At 73.4% G+C, this 23,327-nt stretch carries 3 protein-coding genes; all 3 read left to right on the forward strand.

The annotated features are described in order from the left end of the window. Nucleotides 1-6: 6 nt before the first annotated feature. The 3 genes from OG948_RS32565 (at nt 7) to OG948_RS32575 (ending at nt 23,324) form a co-directional block, all read left to right on the forward strand. Complete coding sequence (locus OG948_RS32565) at nt 7-822, forward strand: hypothetical protein (protein WP_406299897.1); 816 nt, start codon at nt 7-9, stop codon at nt 820-822. Nucleotides 823-1,064: 242 nt separating this feature from the next. Then, nucleotides 1,065-4,346, forward strand: a complete 3,282-nt coding sequence (locus OG948_RS32570) for a non-ribosomal peptide synthetase (protein ID WP_406299898.1) — start codon at nt 1,065-1,067, stop codon at nt 4,344-4,346. Nucleotides 4,347-4,556: 210 nt separating this feature from the next. Then, the gene (locus tag OG948_RS32575) at nt 4,557-23,324 is read left to right on the forward strand and encodes a type I polyketide synthase (RefSeq protein WP_406299899.1); all 18,768 of its coding nucleotides are present in this window, start codon (nt 4,557-4,559) and stop codon (nt 23,322-23,324) included. Nucleotides 23,325-23,327: the final 3 nt, after the last annotated feature.

Genomic DNA, 23,327 nt, shown 5'->3' on the forward strand with positions numbered 1-23,327 from the left:
ATCGCAATGGCGGACCAGGGCTCGTGGAAACTGCTCAACGACCGAGGCGGCGAAGGGGTCATCCTGGCCGCCGACTTCCCGGCCACCGGCCGGCCGGAGGCAGGCTTCGCCGAGTTCGCGCCGCGGATCGCGCCGGGCCTGCAACTGTGGGAGACGGTACCCACCGGCGCCGGCGCGCCCGGCGCGGGTTCGGGCGCCGACCAGGTGGCCCGCTGGGTCGACGGCCTGCCCGGCGGCGACATCCCGGTGGTCGGGGTGTTCGGCTACTGCGCCGGCTCGGTGTACGCGGCGGCGCTGGCCGAGCACGTCACCAAGCGCCAGGAGACCGCGCCCGCGGTGGTGCTCTTCGACCCCGAGGCGGTCTCCGAACTCACCCTGTACTGGCAGTTCCACAAGGTCGTCGGCAACCTCTCCGTGGTGCTCTCGCCGACCGAGGTCGGGGACGCCCAGGAGGCCGGCAAGAAGGCCCGCGAGGAGAACCCGGAACTGGTGCCCTTCGGCGCCGCGTTGGACCGGATCTTCCAGGACGTCGGCCGTACCGCCTTCGCCCGGGCCGGCCTGGACGCCGAGCGCTCCGCCGAACTGGGCGGCACCTTCACCGCGTTCGTCTCCTATCTGACCGCGGCCACCGAGATCGACTACGCCGCGGGCTGGGCCGCCGCCACCGCGATCACCTCGCGCACCGAGACCAACGGCCTGAACCTGGCCCGCAGCAACGGCCGTGAGGACCTGATCGGTCGGGAGATCACCTTCGACATCGACCACGCCGACCTGCTGCGCGACGAGGACGTGGCGCGCACGGTGCTGGGACTGCTCGGCTGAGCCGAGCGCCGGGGCGGACCTCGCCCCGAGGCGGCGGGCCGACCGAGACCCGCCGCAGGGCGGCGCCCGCGAGTCGGGCGCGGCGCACGGGCCGGGTCCACAGCGGGGGAACCGGGTCGGGAAGGGACCGGGTCCACAGCGCGGACCGGGTCGGGAACGGGCCGGGAATCGGCCGACACGAGAGCCGGCCGAGCCGAGCACCGGCGGCGGCGACGCACCAGTGCAACGAGGGGACGTCAGACATGCGTGGGCACTCCGGCGCGCACGACGCGCACACCGCGACTCCGGTCGCGGCAGCCGACAACGACACCGACCCGGCCGCCGACACCGGGCGCACCGACGCGCCCGGCAGTGCCGCGGAGCGGGCCGGGTCCGACCGCCGGAGCGCGGCGGTGCGCAAGGAGGAGGCGCTCTGGCTGCTGGAGAAGATGGTCCCCGGCACGCCGGTGAACAACCTCTCCATCTCGCTGCGGAGCACCGCCGAGTTCGACCCGGAGACGCTCGGCTCGGCGCTGACCGTGCTGCTGCGCCGGTACGAGGTGCTGCGCACCGTCTTCCACGCCGACGACGCGACGCTGACCAAGGAGGTGCGGCCGGCCGCCGCGACCACCGCCCGGATCGACCGGGTCCAGGTCGCGGCCGGTGAACTGGACGCCGCGCTGGCCGAGTTCGCCGGCACCCCGTTCGCACTCGAGGGCGAGTCGCTGGTCCGTGCGGTGGTGTTCACCGACGGCGAGCAGGACGTGCTCTGCCTGACCGCGCACCACCTGGTCTTCGACACCACCTCGGCGATGATCGTGCTCGAGGAACTGGTCGCGGTACACGACGCGTTGGTGGAGACCGGCCGCCCGCCCGAGGAGCTGCGCGCGGTGGTACCCGCGTTCACCGAGGCGCCGCCCGCACCGGCCGGTCTGGCGTACTGGCGCGAACACCTCGCCGGCTTCCGCCCGGCCGGCCTCGAACTGGCCTGCCAGACCCCGGAACCGGCCACCACCACGCTCACCGGCGACCAACTCGTGGTGGACCTGTCGGACGAGGCGACCGCCGTGGTGCGCCGACTCCAGCGCGAACTCAAGGCCCCCGAGGCGGTGGTGCTCCTCGCCGCCTACTACGCGCTGCTCGAGGCGCACGGCGCCGGTCCCGACCTGACCGTCGGCGCACCGGTCAACCTGCGCGGTCCGCGCGATCAGCGTGCCGTCGGCTACCACATCAATGTGCTGCCGCTGCGCGTGCGGGTGGATCCGGCGGAAGGTTTCCGCGCACTGGTGCGCCGCACCCGGGACGTGTTCTTCGCCGGCTTCATGCACACCGGCGTGCCGGTGGACACGATGCTCGAGGACGTCGAGCGGGACGGCTCCGGCTGGCGCAACTCGCTGTTCCGGCACGTGTTCAACTACGTGCCCGGCATGGGCCTGCCCGACCTGGAGATCGGCGGCCGCAAGGCCTCGGTGGCCGTGGTCGAGAACGGCTCCAGCAAGTTCGACCTGGAGTTCTTCCTGATGTCCGCGCCGGAGGGCATCCGGCTGCGCGCCGTGCACTACACCGAGGTTCTGGACCGGGCCCAGGTGCGCGCCATGGCCCGTCGCTACGAGGCGCTGCTGCTGGCGCTGGGCGCCGACCCGGACGCCCCGGACCGGCCGCTGCGCGAGATCCCGATCGGGTATGCCGAGGAGTGCGCGCTGCTCGCCGCCGCCAACGACACCGGCGCCGAGGACGCCGCCGGTGTCCCGGCCGCGGTCGCCGCCCGGGTCGCGGCCGATCCGGCGGCGCCGGCCATCGAGGACGGGACCCGGCGGATCGGCTACGGCGAACTGTGGGCGGGCGCGCGATCCGTGCGCGACCTGCTGCGCGGCGCCGGCGTCGCGTCGGGCGACGTGGTCGCGCTGGCCGCGCCGCGCGGTCCCGAACTGGCCGCCGCCGTGTTCGGCGTCTGGCTGGCCGGAGCCGCCTACCTCCCGCTCGACCCGGACCACCCCGAACATCGCATCGCCTACCAGCTCACCGACTCCCGGGCGCGGGCGGTGCTGGTCGCCGACGGCGTCGCGCTGCCGGAGATCGCCGACCTGACCGTGCTCGCGCTGCCCGCCCTCGACGCCGGAACGGCCGCCGGCCCGGCGTCGGACCTCGACTCGGAACTCGACCCGGACCTGGATCTGGACGTCGACGTCGACCCGGAGTCGTGCGCCTACCTCATCTACACCTCCGGCTCCACCGGCCGGCCCAAGGGCACCCTGCTGAGCCACCGCAACCTGGCCAACCTGGTCGCGCACTTCGCCGCCGAGCAGCACGCGGGCCCCACCGACGTGACGTTGTGGATGACCACGTTCACGTTCGACATCTCCGCGCTGGAACTGTTCGTGCCCCTGGCCACGGGCGGTCGACTCGTGGTCGCCCCGGACTCGGCGCGCACCGACGGCGCGGCGCTGCGCGAGGTGCTGACCACGCACCGGGTCGGCATCGTGCAGGCCACCCCGACCACATGGCGGCTGGTCCTGGCGGACGCCGGCCCGGTCCTGGCCGGCCTGCGGGTGTTGTGCGGCGGCGAACCGCTGCCCGCCGACCTGGCCCGGGAGCTCCTGGCCACCGGCTGCGAGCTGTGGAACGTGTACGGCCCCACCGAGACCACCATCTGGTCCACCTCCGGCCGGATCGGCGCCGAGGACACCGACGGCGGGCCGGTGTCGGTGGGCAGGCCGATCCGCAACACCCGGGTCTTCGTCGCCGCCCCCGACGGCCGGGAACTGCCGGTCGGCGTCCGCGGCGAACTGTGCATCGCGGGCGAGGGGGTGGCCATCGGCTACCACGAGCGCCCGGAACTGGACGCGGACCGCTTCCGCCGGCACCCCGAGTACGGCCGCCACTACCGCACCGGCGACCAGGCCCGGTGGCGCGCCGACGGCACCCTGGAGGTACAGGGTCGACTGGACCGGCAGGTCAAGCTGCGCGGCAACCGGATCGAACTCGGCGAGGTGGAGGCGGTGTTGCGCGCCCACCCCGAGGTCAAGGGCGCCGCCGTGGTGGTCCTCGGCGGCCCCGGTCCGGACGCCACGCTGGCCGCGTTCGTCGAAGCCGCGCCCAGCACCGACCCCTCCGACGGGCTGTGGGAGCACGCCCGCGGCGAACTGCCCGCCTCGGCCGTCCCGCAGGAGTTCTTCGTGGTGGAGAGCTTCCCGACCACCCTGAACGACAAGATCGATTACCCGGCGCTGGTCCGGCTCGCCGCCGAACACCGCAGCGCCCGCGTCGAAGGCGCCGACGGCGCGGAGCCGGACGACGAGTTGACCTCCGCCCTGGTCGCGCTGTGGCGCGAACTCCTGAACCGACCCGACGTCGACGCCGGCACCAACTTCTTCTCGCACGGCGGGCATTCGCTGCTCGGCGCGCAACTGGTCCAGCGGGCCGAGGCGATCACGTCCGGCTCGCTCAAACTCGCCGACCTCTTCGACCACCCGACCCCGACCCGACTCGCCGCGTACATGCGCGCGAGCGAACCACAAGGGGCGTCGCAGGCGCGGGAGGAGTAGCCGCCGGGCCGGCGGCGGGTGGCGGATCGCCACGGGTCGCACGGTATCCGGTCGCCTGGTTCACGCCGCCGCCCGCCGCCCGCCGCCCATCGGCCGTCGTCCGCCGCTCGTGCTCGCTCGCACTCGCCGTTCGGTGAGCGGCCGAGTCCCGCCCCGACACTCCGCTCGACCGTTCGATCCATCCGTTTTCGGTACGGGGGTACCAGCACCATGGCCAGGAAGTCCGCGTCCGTGCAGCCGGCAGACGACTCCATCGCGGTGATCGGCATCTCCTGCCGGCTGCCGAAGGCGCCGGACCCGGCCGCCTTCCGGGCGCTGCTGCGCGCCGGTGGCCACGGCATCACCGAACCCCCCGCCGACCGCTGGGACGCGGACGCGTACTACGACCCCGACCCGAGCGTCCCCGGCCGGATGAACACCCGGTGGGGCGGCTTCATCGACGACGTCGACCGGTTCGACCCGGCGTTCTTCGGGATCAGCCCGCGCGAGGCCCGGTCGATGGACCCGCAGCAGCGACTGGCCCTGGAACTGGGCTGGGAGGCGTTCGAGAACGCCGGCATCGTGCCCGCGAGCCTGGCCGACAGCGCGACCGGGGTCTGGATCGGCGCCAACTACGACGACTACGCGCGACTGGTGCACCAGGCCGGCCCCGAGGCGGTCGACCGGCACACCGTCACCGGCCTGCAGCGCGGCGTGCTCGCCAACCGCCTCTCCTACCTGCTGCATCTGCGCGGACCCAGCATGTCCGTGGACGCGGCCCAGTCGTCCGCACTGGTCGCCGTGCATCTGGCCTGCGAGAGCCTGCGTCGGGGCGAGACCACCCTCGCCGTGGCCGGCGGCGTGAACCTGAACCTGATCCCGGACAGCACCCTGGGCGCCGCCAAGTTCGGCGGCCTGTCGCCCGACGGGCGTTGCCACACCTTCGACGCCCGGGCCAACGGCTACGTGCGCGGCGAGGGCGGCGCGCTGATCGTGCTCAAGCCGCTGGATCTCGCCCGTCGCGACGGCGACCACATCCACTGCGTGATCCGCGGCGGCGCGGTCAACAACGACGGCGGCGGGGCCGGGCTCACCGCCCCCAACCCGCTCGCCCAACAGGACGTGCTGCGCGCCGCCTACCGCGTGGCCGGCGTCGATCCCGCCGACGTCCAGTACGTCGAACTGCACGGCACCGGCACGCGGGTCGGCGACCCGATCGAGGCCGCCGCACTGGGCGCGGTGATCGGCGCGGCCCGCGCCGACCGATCCCGCGGCCCCCTGCTGGTCGGCTCCGCCAAGACCAACGTCGGCCACCTCGAGGGTGCCGCCGGCATCGTCGGCCTGCTCAAGACCGTGCTGTGCCTGGAGCACCGCGAACTGGTGCCCAGCCTCAACTACGAAGTACCCAATCCCGACATCGACTTCGCCGGACTCAACCTCCGGGTCAGCCGGGACACCGGCGCCTGGACCGCACCCGACGGCGAACTGCTCGCCGGGGTCTCCTCGTTCGGCATGGGCGGGACCAACTGCCACCTGGTGCTGTCCTCCGCCCCGGACGCGCCGACCGACTCCGGGACGGCCGGCGCGGAGGACGACGACACCTCGACCACGCTGCCGTGGGTGGTGTCCGGCCGTACCGAACCCGCTCTGATCGAACAGGCCGCCCGACTACGCGACTTCGTGACGGAGCGGCCCGAGTTCACGGTGGCCGAGGTGGGTCGCGCGCTGGCCGGGACCCGGTCCGCCTTCGAGCAGCGCGCCGTGCTGCTCGGCACCGGACGCACCGAACTGCTCGCCGCGCTCACCTCGCTCGCGGCGGCCGACGACCTGCCCGACCCCGGCGTGGTGCGCGGGGTAGGCGGCACCGAGCGTCCGGTCGCGCTGGTGTTTCCGGGTCAGGGGTCGCAGTGGGTCGGTATGGCTGCCGAACTGTTGGAATCCTCACCGGTGTTCGCGGCGCGTGTCGCGGAGTGTGACGCGGCGTTGGCGGAGTTCGTCGACTGGTCGCTGGTCGAGGTGTTGCGGGGTGGTGTGGGGGCGCCGTCGTTGGACCGGGTGGATGTGGTTCAGCCGGTGTTGTTCGCGGTGATGGTGTCGTTGGCGCAGGTGTGGCGGTCGTTCGGGGTGGTGCCGGCGGCGGTGGTGGGTCATTCGCAGGGTGAGATCGCGGCGGCGTGTGTGGCCGGGGGTCTGACGTTGTCGGACGCGGCGCGGGTGGTGGCCTTGCGCAGTCAGGCGATCGCGCGGTCGCTGGCCGGACGGGGCGGCATGGTGTCCGTACCGCTGCCGCTCGCCGACACCGAGGAGCGCCTTTCCGCGTGGACCGGCAGGATCGGCGTCGCGACGGTCAACGGGCCCGCCTCGACGGTGGTTTCCGGTGACCCGGACGCGCTGGAGGAGCTGATCGGCGCGCTGGCCGCGGTCGGCGTCGAGGGTCGGCGGATCCCGGTGGACTACGCGTCGCACTCGGCACACGTGGAGGATCTGCGGGAGGAACTCCTGGAGATCCTGGGTCCGATCGTGCCGCGTTCGTCGGTGATTCCGTTCTACTCGGCGGTGACCGGAGAGCGCCTGGACACGGCGGGTTTGGATGCCGCCTACTGGTTCCGCAATCTGCGCGAGCCGGTGCGGTTCGATCTGGCCACACGGGCGCTGCTCGCGGACGGGATCGGCGCGTTCGTCGAGGCGACCCCGCACCCGGTGCTCACCGTCGGGATGCGTGGCACCGTCGACGAGAGCGGCGCCGACGCGATCACCCTCGGCACGCTGCGCCGCAACGACGGCGGCGCGGACCGCCTGCTGCGCTCGCTGAGCGAGGCATACGTCCAAGGCGTCGCCGTCGACCTCTCGGCCGCCTTCGCGCACACCGACACGCGCCGGGTGCCGCTGCCCACCTACGCCTTCCAGCGCGAGCGCCACTGGCTGGACGTACCGACCGGGCGACGCCCGGCACCGCCGGTCGCCGCGCCCGTCGCGGCACCGATCGACGCGGACGGCGACGAGCGGCGCGAGGCCGAGGCGAATCCGCTCGTACGGCGCCTGGCCGGGCTGGGCGAGGCGGAGCAGACCAGGACGCTGACCGATCTGGTCCTCGGCCACATCGCCGTCGTACTCGGACACGGTTCCGCCGGATCGGTGGACGCGACCCTGTCGTTCAAGGACCTCGGCTTCGACTCGGTGAGCCTGGTCGAACTGCGCGACCGCCTCACCGCCGCCACCGGGCTCGACCTCCCACCCACGCTGCTGTTCAACCACCCGACCGGTGCGGCCACCGGGCAACACCTGCGCACCCTCCTGCTCGGCACCGACCCCGGCGCCGACGAGCCCAGGCCCGACGCGCGCCTCGACCCGGCCGCGAGTGCGGAGCGCGACGCGGACGATCCCATCGTGATCGTGGGGATGAGCTGCCGACTGCCGGGCGGCGTGCGCTCGCCCGCGGACCTGTGGCGACTGGTCGCGGACGGCACCGACGCCGTGTCGGTGTTCCCGACCAACCGGGGTTGGGACCTGGACAACCTCTACGACCAGGACCCGGAGCGGTCCGGCACCAGCTACACCCGCTACGGCGGATTCCTCTACGACGCGCCCGAGTTCGACGCGGCGTTCTTCGGCATCTCGCCGCGCGAGGCGCAGGCCATGGACCCGCAGCAGCGGCTGCTCCTGGAGACCTCCTGGGAGTCGCTGGAACACGCCGGGATCGACCCCGACTCGCTGCGCGGCAGCCGCACCGGCGTCTTCGTCGGCGCGATGGCCCAGGACTACGGCGCCCGCCTGCACGAGGCCGCCGCCGGCCACGAGGGCTATCTGCTCACCGGCAGCACGGTCAGCGTCGCGTCCGGCCGGGTCGCCTACACGCTCGGCCTGGAAGGCCCCGCGATCACCGTGGACACCGCGTGCTCGTCCTCACTGGTCGCGCTGCACTGGGCGGCCCAGGCACTGCGGCGCGGCGAATGCGGCCTGGCCCTGGCCGGCGGCGTGGCGGTGATGTCCTCGCCCGGCATGTTCGTCGAGTTCAGCCGCCAGCGCGGCCTGTCCGCGGACGGTCGGTGCAAGGCGTTCGCGGCGGCGGCGGACGGCACCGGCTGGGCCGAGGGCGCCGGCATCCTGGTGCTGGAACGGCGCTCGGACGCGCTGCGCAACGGACACCGGATCCTGGCCGTGCTGCGCGGCTCGGCGATCAACCAGGACGGTGCCAGCAACGGCCTGACCGCGCCGAACGGCCTCGCCCAGGAACGGGTCATCCGCGCGGCGCTGGCCGACGCGGGCCTGTCCGCGGCGGACGTGGACGCGGTGGAGGCACACGGCACCGGGACGGCGCTGGGCGACCCGATCGAGGCGCACGCGCTGCTGGCCACGTACGGACGTGAGCACGCGGCCGAACAGCCGCTGTGGCTGGGGTCGTTGAAGTCGAACATCGGACACACCCAGGCCGCCGCCGGGGTCGCGGGCGTGATCAAGATGGTGGAGGCGCTGCGCCGCGCCGAACTGCCCCGCACGCTGCACGTCGACGCGCCCTCCCCGCATGTGGACTGGGCCTCGGGCGCGGTATCGCTGTTGACCGAGCAGCGGACGTGGCCCGAGACCGGCGCGCCGCGCCGGGCCGCGGTCTCCTCGTTCGGGATCAGCGGCACCAACGCACACGTGGTCCTGGAACAGGCCTTCCCGAGCCCGAGCCCGGCCCCGAACCGGCCCCCGAGCCCGGCCTCGGGTCGGGCACCGGCGGACCCGTCGGCGCCGCGGCCGGCGCCGACCCCGGTCCCGTGGGTGCTCTCCGCCCGCTCCGCCGCCGCGCTGCTCGCGCAGGCCGAACGGCTGCGCACCTACGTGGCGGCCGATCCGCGGGCGACGCCCGCGCCGATCGGTCGGGCGCTGGTGGACACGCGTGCCGCGATGGAGCACCGCGCGGTGCTGGTCGGCACGGACCGGGACACGCTGCTCGACGGGCTCGCGTCGCTGGCGGCGGGCCGGGGCGTTCGAGCCGAGGCCGCGGTGAGCGGGCGGGCGGTGGCCCTGGTCTTTCCCGGGCAGGGCTCGCAATGGCTGGGCATGGCACGTGAGTTGCTCGACGCTTCCCCGGTGTTCGCGGCGCGGATCGCGGAGTGCGAGGCGGCGTTGGCGGAGTTCGTCGACTGGTCGCTGACCGAGGTGCTGCGCGCCGAGGATCCGCAGGCCGGCGGGCTGGACCGGGTGGATGTGGTCCAGCCGGTGTTGTTCGCGGTCATGGTGTCGCTGGCCGAGCTGTGGCGCTCGTTCGGCGTGGTGCCCTCGGCCGTGGTGGGTCATTCGCAGGGTGAGATCGCGGCGGCGTGCGTATCGGGCGCACTGTCGCTGTCGGACGCGGCCCGGGTGGTCGCGTTGCGCAGCCGGGCGATCGCGGTGTCGCTGGCCGGCCGGGGCGGCATGGTGTCCGTACCCCTGCCGGTCGCGGACGTCGAGGCGCGGTTGCCGCGCTGGTCCGGGCGGGTGAGCGTGGCGACGGTGAACGGCCCCGCGTCGACGGTGGTTTCCGGTGAGCCGGGCGCGCTGGACGAACTCCTGGCCGGGTACGAGGCCGAGGACGTACGGGCCCGGCGGATCCCGGTGGACTACGCGTCGCACTCCGCGCAGGTGGAGGACCTGCGGGAGGAACTCCTGGAGATCCTGGGTCCGATCGTGCCGCGTTCGTCGGTGATTCCGTTCTACTCGGCGGTGACCGGAGAGCGCCTGGACACGGCGGGGTTGGATGCCGCCTACTGGTTCCGCAATCTGCGCGAGCCGGTGCGGTTCGACCTGGCCACACGGGCGCTGCTGGCCGACGGGATCGGCGCGTTCATCGAGTCGAGCCCGCACCCGGTGCTGACGGTGGGCGTACAGGGCACACTCGACGCGGTCGACGCGAGCGCGGTGACCGTGGGCACCCTGCGCCGCGACCACGGCGGCCCGGCGCGCTTCCTCGAGTCGCTGGGCGAGGCGTACGTCCAAGGCGTCGAGGTGGACTGGTCGCCCGCGTTCGAGGGCACCGACGACGCCGACGACGCACCGCCGGTCGACCTGCCGACCTACGCCTTCCAGCGTGAGCACTACTGGCTGGACGCGCCGGACGCCGGATCGGAACGGGAGCAGGATCCGGAGGAGGCCGCGTTCTGGGCCGCCGTGGACGACGAGGACCCGACGGCGCTGCCCGAGATGCCGGCCACGGACGCCGACGACCGGCGCTCGCTGGCGGAGGCACTGCCGATCCTGTCCTCGTGGCGCCGGCAGCGTCGGGAGAGGTCCACCATCGACGGGTGGCGCTACCGGATCGGTTGGCAGCCGATTCCCGAGTCGGCCGCGCCCACCGCGACCGGCACCTGGTTGCTGATCACGTCGGCGGACGCGACCGCCGACGACGACACGATCGCCGCCGCGATCGCCGCGGAACTCACCGCACGCGGCGCCACCGTGCGCACCGTCCCCGCCGCCGGCGGCGCCCCGGACCGCGCGATGCTCGCCGCCGCACTGCGCGCCGCGCGTGACGAGGTCTCCCACGTCGACGGTGTGCTCTGCCTGACCGCCCTGACCGACACGGCAGGCGAGTTCGCGCTGTCGACGCGGACCTCGGCCGTGCTGACGCTGGTCCAGGCACTGGCGGACGCGGACGTACCGGCCAGGCTGTGGACCCTCACCCGAGGTGCGGTCGTGGTCCCCGGCGGACACGACAGCGACGCCGCGCCGACGCCCGGAGCGGCGGCGGTCTGGGGTCTGGGCCGGGTCGCGGCGCTCGAACACCCCCAGCGCTGGGGCGGCTTGATCGACCTGCCCGAGACCCCCGACGAGCGGACCTACCGGGCCCTCGTGGCGGTCCTCGCGGACTCGGACGAGGACCAGGTGGCGCTGCGCTCGTCCGGCGTGTACGGCCGACGCCTGACCCGCGCCCCCCGCGTGGTCGGGCCGACCGCCGAATGGCACACCCGGGGCACCGCGTTGGTGACCGGCGGGACCGGCGCGCTCGGCGCGCACCTCGCCCGCTGGTTGGTGGCGCGCGGCACCGAGCACCTGGTGCTGACCGGCAGGCGGGGCCCGGACACGCCGGGCGCCGCCGACCTGGTCGCCGAACTGACCGCGCTGGGCGCGCGGGTGACCGTCGCCGCCTGCGACACCGCCGACCGGACCGCGCTGGCCGAACTGGTCGAGCGGGTACACAGCGAGCACGGCCCGATCCGCACCGTCGTACACGCCGCCGGCGTCATGCGGTCCACGCCGCTCCTGGACGCCGATCCGGCCGAGACCAAGGCCGTACTGGCCGGGAAGGCGCTCGGCGCCGAGCACCTGGACGCGCTCTTCGCCGGCACCCCCGGCGACGACCTGGACGCCTTCGTGCTGATCTCCTCCAACGCGGGAGTATGGGGCGGCGGCGGGCAGGGCGCCTACGCCGCCGCGAACGCCGAGTTGGACGCGATCGCCGAGCGCCGCCGGGCCCGAGGACTGACCGCCACATCGGTGGCATGGGGCGCGTGGGCCGGCGCCGGGATGTCCGCCGGTGACACCGGCGAGCGATTCGAGCGCCTCGGCGTCACCGCGATGGACCCCGAGGCCGCGCTGACCGTGCTCGGCCAGGCCCTCGCGGACGACGAGACCTTCCTCGCGGTCGCCGACGTGCAGTGGGCCCGGTTCGCCACCACCTTCACCGTGACCAGGCCCAGCCCGCTGATCGGTGACCTGCCCGAGGTCCGGCGAGCCCTGGCCGGAACGGCCGACGACCACACCGCCGAATCCGCGACCACCGCGCTGCCGGCCGGCCTGGCCGGACTGCCCGCGAGCGAACGGCTGCACGCGCTGCGCGAACTCGTCCGCGGCGCGGCCGCCGGAGTCCTGGGCCACGCCTCGGTCGCCGCGATCGAGGCGCACCGCACCTTCAAGGAACTCGGCTTCGACTCGCTCACCGCGGTCGACATCCGCAACCGCCTCAACGCGAGCACGGGCCTGCGCCTGGCCGGCAGCCTGGTCTTCGACTACCCGACCCCGGACGGCCTGGCCCGCTACCTGCTCGACGAACTCTTCGGCACCGCAGCGGATTCCGGGCCCGGGGACACGGCCGGCCCGACCGTACCCGCCGTGCGGGTCGATCCGGACGAGCCGATCGCGATCGTCGGAATGAGCTGCCGCTACCCGGGCGGGGTGACCTCGCCCGAGGAGCTGTGGCAGTTGCTCGCGGAAGGCCGCGAGGGCATCACCGGCTTCCCGGTCGACCGCGGCTGGGACCTGGACGCGCTGTACCACCCCGACCCGGCGCACGCCGGCACCAGCTACACGCGGCAGGGCGGCTTCCTGCACACCGCCGGCGAGTTCGACGCGTCGTTCTTCGGCATCTCGCCGCGCGAGGCGCTCGCGATGGACCCGCAGCAGCGGTTGCTTCTGGAGGCCTCGTGGGAGGCGTTCGAGCACGCCGGGATCGACCCGGCGTCGTTGACGGGCACGCACACCGGTGTCTTCGTCGGCTCCAACGGCCAGGACTACGGCCCGCACCTGCACGAGGCGCCCGAGGGTCTGGAGGGTTACTTCCTGACCGGTAACGCCGCGGCGGTGATCTCCGGCCGGGTGGCCTACGCCCTGGGCCTGGAGGGTCCCGCGGTCACGGTGGACACCGCGTGCTCGTCGTCGCTGGTCGCGCTGCACCTGGCCGGCCAGGCGCTGCGGCGCGGCGAGTGCTCGCTCGCGCTGGCGGGTGGCGTGACGGTGATGGCGAAGCCCGGCGTGTTCCTGGAGTTCAGCCGGCAGCGCGGCCTCTCCCCGGACGGCCGCTGCCGCTCGTTCGCGGCCTCGGCGGACGGCACGGGCTGGGCGGAGGGAGTCGGCCTGCTCGCCCTGGAGCGACTGTCGGACGCGCGCCGCAACGGACATCGCGTGCTCGCGGTGATCCGCGGTACGGCGATCAATCAGGACGGTGCGAGTAATGGTTTGACGGCGCCGAATGGTCCGTCGCAGCAGCGGGTGATTCGGGCTGCGTTGGCGGATGCGGGGTTGTCGGCTGCCGATGTGGATGCGGTGGAGGCGCACGGTACGGGGACGCGGTTGGGTGATCCGATCGAGGCGCAGGCGTTGTTGGCGACGTACGGGCGTGAGCGTGAGGGTGGGCGGCCGCTGTGGTTGGGGTCGTTGAAGTCGAACATCGGTCATGCGCAGGCGGCTGCGGGTGTGGGTGGCGTGATCAAGATGGTCCAGGCGATGCGTCACGGCGTGTTGCCCAGGACGCTGCATGTGGACGAACCCTCGCCACAGGTGGATTGGGCGTCGGGTGCGGTGTCGTTGTTGACGGAGTCGGTGGCGTGGCCGGAGACGGGTGCACCGCGCCGGGCCGGGATCTCCGCCTTCGGCGTGAGTGGCACCAACGCACACGTGATCCTGGAGCGGCCCGAAGCAGAGGAGAGCCCGACGGTCGCCGCAGGTGAGCCGCAGGCCGAGTCGGATTCGGTGCGGGCGGCGCTGCCGACCCCGATTCCGTTGTCCGGGCGCGGTGCCGCGGCGCTGCGTGAACAGGCCGCTCGACTCCGGGCGTTCGTGGTCATGGCGATGAACACCCCGCTGGCCGACCTGGGCCACTCGCTGGCCACCGGGCGCGCCGCGCTCGACGACCGGGCCGTGCTGTTCGTGGACGACCACGCCGAACTCTCGGCGGCGCTGGACGCGTTGGTCGAAGGCCGCGAAGGACCTCGACTGGTGAACGGTACGGCGAGCGCCGAACCGGGGCGGTTGGCGTTCGTGTTCGCGGGTCAGGGTGGTCAGCGGGTCGGGATGGGTCGTGGGTTGTACGAGGTTTTCCCGGTGTTCGCGGCGGCGTTCGACGAGGTGTGTGCGCGGTTGGACGCGGGTTTGGGCGGTTCGTTGCGCGAGGTGGTCTCGGGCGATGTGGATGGTCTGGATGGGACGGGGTTCGCGCAGCCGGCGTTGTTCGCGGTCGAGGTGGCGTTGTTCCGGTTGTTGGAGTCGTGGGGTGTGCGGCCGGATGTGGTGGTCGGGCATTCGGTGGGTGAGATCGCGGCGGTTCACGTTGCGGGCGTGTTGTCGTTGGACGACGCGTGCCGCTTGGTGGTGGCTCGCGGCCGGTTGATGCAGGCGTTGCCGGTTGGTGGTGCGATGGCGGCGGTCGGTGCTGCGGAGGCGGATGTTCTGCCGCTGATCGAGGATCGGGATGACCTCGTCGGGATCGCCGCGATCAATGGTCCGGATGCGGTGGTGGTCTCCGGTGCGGAGGCCGTGGTTTCCGAGATCGTGGCGCATTTCGAGGGGTTGGGTCGTCGGGTGCGGCGGCTGCGGGTCAGTCATGCGTTCCACTCGCCGCTGATGGATCCGATGCTCGACGAGTTCCGCCGCGTGGTCGAAGGATTGTCCTTCGGGACGCGGGAGTTTGCGGCCGTCTCGACGGTCACCGGTGCCGTGGTCGAGGGCGAGTGGAGCGATCCCGAGTATTGGGTCCGGCATGTGCGGCAGCCGGTCCGGTTCCACGACGCCGTGGCCACGTTGGAGGTCCAGGGCGCGCGCGGGTTCGTCGAGCTGGGTCCGGACGGCGCACTGACGGCGTTGGTTCGTGACGGGCTCCGTGAGCCGGAGCGTGCGGTGACCGTACCCGTGCTGCGCAAGGATCGGCCCGAGTCGGACACCGCGATGGTCGCGCTCGCCACGCTGTATGTGAACGGCGCCGCGCCCGACGTTTCATGGGCCGGCTTCCATCCGGGCGCACGCCGGGTGGATCTGCCGACCTACGCGTTCCAGCGGCGCCACTACTGGCTGGACGACCTGCTCGATCGTTCGGCCGATCTCGCGTCGGTCGGAATGGGCGACTCCGGCCACCCCTTGCTGGGGGCGGCGGCGGAACGCGCCGATGGTGGTGGCGTGTTGTTCACGGGCCGGCTGTCGCTGCGCACGCACCCGTGGCTGGCCGACCATGTGGTCGGCGGCGCGATCGTGTTGCCCGGAACGGCGTACGTGGAGCTGGCGGTTCGAGCCGGTGACGAGGTCGGGTGCGGGCTGCTGGAAGAGCTCATGCTGGAAGCGCCGTTGTTGCTCGCCGAACGCGGCGGTGTGGTCGTGCAGCTGTGGGTCGCGGCGGCGGAAGAGCATTCGGGGCGGCGCGCGTTCGCGCTGTACTCCCGCGTCGAGGACGACGGCGACCCGGTGGGCGAATCGACGTGGCAGCGACACGCCACCGGCACGCTCACGCCCGTCGCCGCGGAGCCGGCCGACCATCTGACCGACTGGCCGCCCACGTCCGCCACGCCGGTCGACCCCGCGGAGGTCCGGGCGCGGCTGGTCGAGCGCGGTTACGACTACGGCCCGTCCTTCCAGGGCCTGCGGGCCGTCTGGCGCAGCGGCGACGTGCGCTACGCGGAGGTCGCGCTCCCGGCGGACGTGTCGGTGGACGGATTCGGCCTGCATCCGGCCCTGCTCGACGCGGCCCTGCACCCGCTGGTCCTGGACGTCGACGAGCAGACCCGACTGCCCTTCGTGTGGAACGACGTCGCGCTGCACGCGTCCGGCGCCACGACACTACGTGTCCGGCTCACCCCGACCGACGGGAACGGGCTGGCGGTACTGCTGGCCGACGACGCCGGTCAGCCTGTGTTGTCCGCGTCGTCCCTGGTGCTGCGTCCGGTGACGGAGGTCGCCGCGCCGGCCGGTCGGTCCACGGCGCGAGGTTCGCTGCACACGGTGGACTGGGTTCCGCTCGCGGTCGACGCGCACGGGACGACCTCGGCCGTCACGCGGCATCCGGAGTTGACGAGCGGCGCGGACCTGAGCGCGTTGGACACGGTCGCGGACGTCGTGACGTACCGGGTCGGCCCGGCGGGCACCGCCCAGGACGCGGCGGCCGGTGCGCTGGACGTGGTGCAGACCTGGCTCGCCGACGAGCGCACGGCCGACGCGACGCTGGTCGTGGTGACGTGTGGTGCGGTCGGGGATCCGGTGCAGGGTGCGGTGTGGGGTCTGGTGCGGTCGGCGCAGTCGGAGCATCCGGGTCGGTTCGTGTTGTTGGACGTGGACGCCTCGGACGCCGCCCCGGCGGAACTGGTGACCGCTGTAGTCGCCTCGGGTGAGCCGCAACTGTCGGTATCCGAAGGCACGGTGCGCGCGCCGCGCTTGGCGCGGTTCACGCCGCCTGTGGATGTCACCGGGCCTGATTGGGGTTCGGGGTCGGTGTTGGTGACGGGTGGTACGGGGAGTCTGGGTGGGTTGGTGGCTCGGCATCTGGTGTCTGGGCATGGTGTGCGGGATTTGGTGTTGGTGAGTCGGCGGGGTTCGGCGGCGCCGGGTGTGGAGGGGTTGCGGGCGGGGTTGGTTGCCTCCGGTGCGCGGGTGGAGGTGGTGGCGTGCGATGTCTCGGATCGGGCGTCGGTGGTGGGTTTGTTGGCGGGTCGTTCGGTGTCGGCGGTGGTGCATGCGGCGGGTGTGCTCGATGACGGTGTCGTGGAGTCGTTGTCGGCGGAGCGGGTTGCGGGTGTGGTGGCCGCGAAGGTGGACGGCGCGTTGTTGTTGGACGAGTTGACGCGGGGGCGGGGGTTGTCGGCGTTCGTGTTGTTCTCGTCGGCGGCGGGTGTGTTGGGTTCGGCGGGGCAGGGTGGGTATGCGGCGGCGAACGCGGCGTTGGACGCGCTTGCGGTGCGTCGGCGTGCGGCGGGTCTGCCGGCCACCTCGCTCGCCTGGGGCCTGTGGGCACAGAGCGACGGCATGACCGACGGGCTCGGCGGCGCCGACCTGAGCCGGCTGCACCGCTCGGGCGTGCTCGCGCTGTCCGCCGACGACGGGCTCGCCCTGTTCGACGCCGCCACCGCTACGGACGCGGCCCTGCTCGTCGCGGCCCGGTGGGACACCGCCGCGCTGCGCGCCCAGGCCGTCGACGGCGGCCTGCCGTCCGTCCTGCGCGACCTCGTCCCCGTCGCACCGAGCCGTCGCGTCGCACGAGGCGGTGCCGGCTCGGATCGCTCGGCCGGTTCGTTCCGGGAGCGGCTGGCGGGGCTGTCCGCCGAGGAGCGCGAGCGCGCCGTGTCGACACTGGTGCGCGAGCATGTCGCCACCGTGCTCGGCCACGGAACCGCCGAGTCGGTGGACCCGGAACGGGCTTTCAAGGACCTGGGCTTCGACTCGCTGACCGCCGTCGAACTGCGCAACCGACTCAACACGGCGACGGGGCTGCGCCTCTCGGCCACCCTGATCTTCGACCACCCCACGCCGGCCGCGCTGATCGAACACGTACGGGCCGAACTGCTGGGTACGGGCGAGGCGGAGGCAACGTCCGGTGCCGGGCGGCGCGTCGCACCGACCGTGCCCACCCACGACGAGCCGATCGCGATCGTCGGGATGAGCTGCCGCTATCCGGGCGGCGTCGGCTCGCCCGAGGACCTGTGGCGACTGGTCGCCGCAGGCGCCGAGGGGATCACCGGCTTCCCGGCCGATCGCGGCTGGGACCTGGCCAACCTGTTCGACCCGGATCCGGAACACAAGGGCAAGAGCTACGTTCGCCAGGGCGGTTTCCTGCACGACGCGGGCGACTTCGACCCGGTGTTCTTCGGCATCTCGCCGCGCGAGGCGCTCACCATCGACCCGCAGCAGCGGCTGCTCCTGGAGACGTCCTGGGAGGCGTTCGAGCGGGCCGGCATCGACCCGCGGACGGTACGCGGCAGCCGCACCGGCGTGTTCGCCGGTGTGATGTACGGCGACTACGGCTCCCGCCTGATGAACTCGGCGGGCGACTCGGGCGAATTCGAGGGATACCTCGCCAACGGCAGTGCGGGCAGCGTCGCGTCCGGCCGGGTGGCCTACACGTTCGGCCTGGAGGGTCCTGCCGTCACGGTGGACACCGCGTGCTCGTCGTCGCTGGTCGCGCTGCACCTGGCCGCGCAGGCCCTGCGCAGCGGCGAGTGCTCGTTGGCGCTCGCGGGCGGCGTGACGGTGATGGCCACGCCCAGCGTCTTCGTCGAGTTCAGCCGACAGCGGGGCCTGGCGGCGGACGGCAGGGCGAAGGCGTTCTCGGCGGCGGCCGACGGCACCAGTTGGGGTGAAGGCGTCGGGATGTTGCTGCTGGAGCGACTGTCCGACGCACACCGCAACGGGCACGAGGTGCTGGCCGTCGTCCGGGGCACCGCGACCAATCAGGACGGTGCGAGTAATGGTTTGACGGCGCCGAATGGTCCGTCGCAGCAGCGGGTGATTCGGGCGGCGTTGGCGGATGCGGGGTTGTCGGCTGCCGATGTGGATGCGGTGGAGGCGCACGGTACGGGGACGCGGTTGGGTGATCCGATCGAGGCGCAGGCGTTGTTGGCGACGTACGGGCGTGAGCGTGAGGGTGGGCGGCCGCTGTGGTTGGGGTCGTTGAAGTCGAACATCGGTCATGCGCAGGCGGCTGCGGGTGTGGGTGGCGTGATCAAGATGGTCCAGGCGATGCGTCACGGCGTGTTGCCCAGGACGCTGCATGTGGACGAACCCTCGCCGCACGTGGATTGGGCGTCGGGTGCGGTGTCGTTGTTGACGGAGTCGGTGGCGTGGCCGGAGACGGGTGCACCGCGCCGGGCCGGGATCTCCGCCTTCGGGGTCAGCGGCACCAACGCACACGTCATCGTGGAACAGCCCGAGGTCGGGGACCGGGAACCAGTCGGCGCGGCGTCGGACGCGACGCCCGAGGCTGCGCTCGCCGGGGCGATCCTCACCCCCTGGGTGCTTTCCGCCGCCGATGACGAGGCCCTGCGCGCCACGGCGGCCCGGCTCGGTACGCACGTGGCCGCGAACGCCGAAACGGCCGTCTCCGACGTGGCGTTCACGCTGGCCGACAAACCCCGACTGGACCACCGCGCGGTGGTGTTCGGGACGGACAGGGAGACCCTGCTGCGCGTGACCGAGGCCGTGGCTTCCGGCGCCGAGGCATCGGGAGTCGTGCGCGGTGTCGCGGGCGGCGGATCCGGTCGCCTGGCGTTCGTGTTCGCGGGTCAGGGTGGTCAGCGGGTCGGGATGGGTCGTGGATTGTACGAGGCGTTCCCGGTGTTCGCGGCGGCGTTCGACGAGGTGTGCGATCGGCTCGATGCGGAGCCGGGCGCGGGTTCGTTGCGCGAGGTGATCTCGGGCGATGTGGACGGTCTGGACGGGACGGGGTTCGCGCAGCCGGCGTTGTTCGCGGTCGAGGTGGCGCTGTTCCGGTTGTTGGAGTCGTGGGGTGTGCGGCCCGATGTGCTGGTCGGGCATTCGGTGGGTGAGATCGCGGCTGCGCATGTGGCCGGGGTGCTCTCGCTGGAGGACGCGTGCCGTCTGGTGGTGGCGCGTGGCGGGTTGATGCAGGCGTTGCCGGTCGGTGGTGCGATGGCGGCGGTCGGTGCTGCGGAGGCGGATGTTCTGCCGCTGCTGGAGGGTCGGGCCGATGCCGTCGGGATCGCCGCGATCAATGGTCCGGATTCGGTGGTGGTCTCCGGCGCGGAGGCCGTGGTTTCCGAGATCGTGGCGCATTTCGAGGGGTTGGGTCGTCGGGTGCGCAGGCTGCGGGTCAGTCACGCGTTCCACTCGCCGCTGATGGACCCGATGTTGGACGACTTCCGTCGCGTGGTTCAGGAACTGACTTTCACTGAACCGCAGTTGGCCGTGGTCTCGACCGTCTCGCCGGATGCCGACTGGACGGATCCCGAATACTGGGTGCGCCACGTGCGACAGCCGGTCCGCTTCCACGACGCGATTCGCGCGCTGGAGGACGACGGTGTCGTCTCGTTCGTCGAGGTCGGGCCGGACGGCGCCCTCACCGCGTTGATCCGGGACGGGATTCCGGCCGCCGACGACGAGGTGACCGTGGTTCCGGTGCTGCGCAAGGACCGTCCGGAGCCCGATGCCGCGCTGACCGCGCTGGCCACGCTCCATGTGACGGGCGCCGTCGCCGATATCCGATGGGCCGGGTTCGCCCCCGGGGCCCGGCGCGTGGCGTTGCCCACGTACCCGTTCCAGCGGCAGCGGTACTGGCTCGACCCGGTGATCGATCGGTCCGGGGACGCCGCGTCGATCGGGCTGACCGCCGCCGATCACCCGCTGCTCGGTGCGGCGGTCGAACTGGCCGACTCTGCAGGTGTGTTGTTCACCGGTCGGTTGTCCGTGGACAGCCACCCGTGGCTGCTCGACCACACCGTGCACGGGACCGTGCCGGTACCCGGTACCGCGCTGGTGGAGCTCGCGCTTCGGGCCGGCGACGAGGTCGGGTGCGATCTGATCGAGGAACTGACCATCGAGGCACCGCTCGTGCTGACCGAAGACGACGCGGTCCGGATCCAGCTCGTGGTCGGTGCGCCGGACGAGGTGGGCCGCAGCACGCTGAGCATCCACTCCGGCCGGCAGCGCCCCGGCGGTCCGACGGACGGTTGGACCAGGCACGCCCAGGGCGTGCTGGCCAGGGGTGGGGCGCCGGACGCGGAGGCGTTCGGGCCGATCGGTGGGCAGGGGACGTGGCCGCCGGTGGGCGCCGAGCCGGTGTCGATCGACGGATGCTATGACCGGCTCGCCGCACAAGGGCTCGGCTATGGGCCGGTGTTCCGAGGGCTTCGGGCGATGTGGCGGTACGGTGACGAGTTGTTCGCCGAGGTCGCGCTGCCCGCCGATGTGTCGATCGAGGGCTTCGGGGTGCACCCGGCCCTGTTGGATGCCGCGCTGCACCCGATCGGGCTCGCCGGTGACGGTGCGGGCGCGGTGCGATTGCCGTTCTCGTGGACCGGGGTCGCGCTGTACGCGACCGGGGCCACGACGCTGCGGGTGCGCATCTCGCCGGTGGCCGGCGACGGCTTCGCGGTGACCCTCGCCGACGACTCGGGTCGACCGGTGGGGTCGGTGGCCTCGCTGGTGACCAGGCCGGTCGCCGCCGACGCGCTGCGTGCGGCGCGGGGCGGTCGGGACGGCGCGTTGTATCGGATCGACTGGGAACCCGCGCCGACCGGCCGGACCGCGTCGGCGGTGTCCGCCACGTGGGCGGTTGTCGGCGACGTCCGACACGACGTCGCGAGCACGGTCGCGGTCGCGCTCCCGACCGGTACCGCGCGGGCGGGGACGGTACACGCCGACCTCGCCGCGCTCGGTGCCGCGATCGACGCGGGCGCGCCGGTACCGGACGCGGTGCTCGTCGTGCTGTCGCCGAGGCCCTCGGAGGGGCAGGACCTGGACCTTCCGGTCGCCGCGCGGGACGCGCTCGGACGGGCGTCGGACATCGTGCGGGCCTGGCTGGCGGACACCCGATTCGGCGCTGCCCGGCTCGTCCTGCTCACCGAACACGCGGTGTCCACCCGGGACACCGTCGACGAGACCGGCATCGAGCACCTGGCCCGGGCCGCGGTCTGGGGTCTGCTGCGCGCGGCGCAGTCCGAGCACCCCGGGCGTCTCGTGCTGGTCGACCTCGACGGCGGACCGGCCGGAGTCGCGGCGCTCACCGGCCCGACCGGGTTGCCCGCCGTACTCGCGGCGGCCGACGACGAGCCGCAGTTCGCGATCCGCGACGGCGCGCTCCTGGTACCCCGCCTGGTCCGCGAGCCGGCCGGCGCGGATGCCGAGACGGCCGCGGTCGCCGCGCACGCGGTGCTCGGCGCGGAAGACACCGTCCTGGTGACCGGCGCGTCCGGCCGCCTCGGTGGCCTCGTGGTGCGGCGGTTGGTCACCGAGTACGGGGTCCGCCGACTGGTGCTGGCCGGGCGGCGCGGCGAACAAGCACCCGGCGCCGTCGAGTTCGCCGCCGAGTTGACCGCGCTGGGCGCGCGGGTGAGCACCGTCGCGTGCGACGTCGCCGACCGCACGGCGCTGGCCGCGCTGTTGGCCGCGCACCCGGTGACCGCGGTCGTGCACTCGGCGGGCGTGTTGGACGACGGGCTGTTCGAGGCGATGACCCCCGAACGCGTCGACCGTGTACTGCGCCCGAAGCTGGACGCGGCCTGGCACCTGCACGAGTCGACCGCCGACCGGGCGCTTTCCGCGTTCGTGCTGTTCTCCTCGGCCGCGGGCCAGTTCGGCAGCGCCGGACAGGCGAACTACGCGGCGGCCAACACCTTCCTGGACGCCCTCGGCCGGCACCGCGCGGCACGCGGCCTGCCCGCCACCTCGCTGGCCTGGGGACCGTGGGAGGCGGGCGGCATGGACGGCGAACTCACCGACCGGGACCGCGAACGCATGGCCCGCGACGGCATCCTGCCGCTGCCCACCGAACACGCGCTCGCGTTGTTCGACCGGGCTCTGGCCGGGACCGCCGGTGCCACCGCCGACCCGACCGGACCCGACCGGGTGCCGGGCACGGCCGGCGCGGCGCTGTTGCCCGCCCGGCTCGACCCGGCCGCGATGCGGTCCCGGGCCGAGGAGCCGGCCGGCCCGGTCGGCCCGCTGGCCGCGTTGACCCGGAGTCTGCGCACCGGCCCGACGACCGGGAACCGCTCGCGCCGACCCGCCGCCGGTGACCCGGCGGGTCGCACGGACACCGGCTCGGGCGTACCGCCGCTGGTCCGGTCCCTGCTCGGGGCGCGTACCGGCGACCGGCCTCGGCTGGTCCTGGACGCGGTCCGCGCGCACGTGGCCTCGGTACTCGGCTTCGACGCGGCGGATCGCATCGGGGCCGGACAGGAGTTCCGCGACCTGGGCTTCGACTCGCTGACCGCGGTCGAGCTGCGGAATCGGCTGAACGCCGCGACCGGACTGCGGCTGCCGGCGGCGCTGGTCTTCAACTACCCGACGCCGGCGGCACTGGCCGACCACCTGGGCGCCGAACTCGCCGCCGCCGAGGCCCTCGCGCAGTCCGCGAACGGCACCGACGGCACCTACACCGGATCCACCGGCGGGGCCGAACTCGACCGCCTGGAGGCATGGCTCGGGGCGGCCGACGGCGGCACCCGCGACGCGGTGGCCGGCCGGCTGCGCGAACTGCTCGCCAAGCTCGGCGCCGACGCGGGCACCGACCGCGCGGACCACCACGACGACACCGGCGGATCCGTCGCGGAAAAGCTCGGCACGGCCGACGACGACGACCTCTTCGACTTCATCGACAACGAGCTGTGACCC

It is taken from the genome of Embleya sp. NBC_00888 (assembly GCF_045207655.1).
Taxonomy (GTDB): Bacteria; Actinomycetota; Actinomycetes; order Streptomycetales; family Streptomycetaceae; genus Embleya.

Bases quoted from the DNA above. Each gene is read 5' to 3' on its own strand.
- OG948_RS32565 (WP_406299897.1), top strand. From the start codon at position 7: ATGGCGGACCAGGGCTCGTGGAAACTGCTCAACGACCGAGGCGGCGAA.
- OG948_RS32570 (WP_406299898.1), top strand. From the start codon at position 1,065: ATGCGTGGGCACTCCGGCGCGCACGACGCGCACACCGCGACTCCGGTC.
- OG948_RS32575 (WP_406299899.1), top strand. From the start codon at position 4,557: ATGGCCAGGAAGTCCGCGTCCGTGCAGCCGGCAGACGACTCCATCGCG.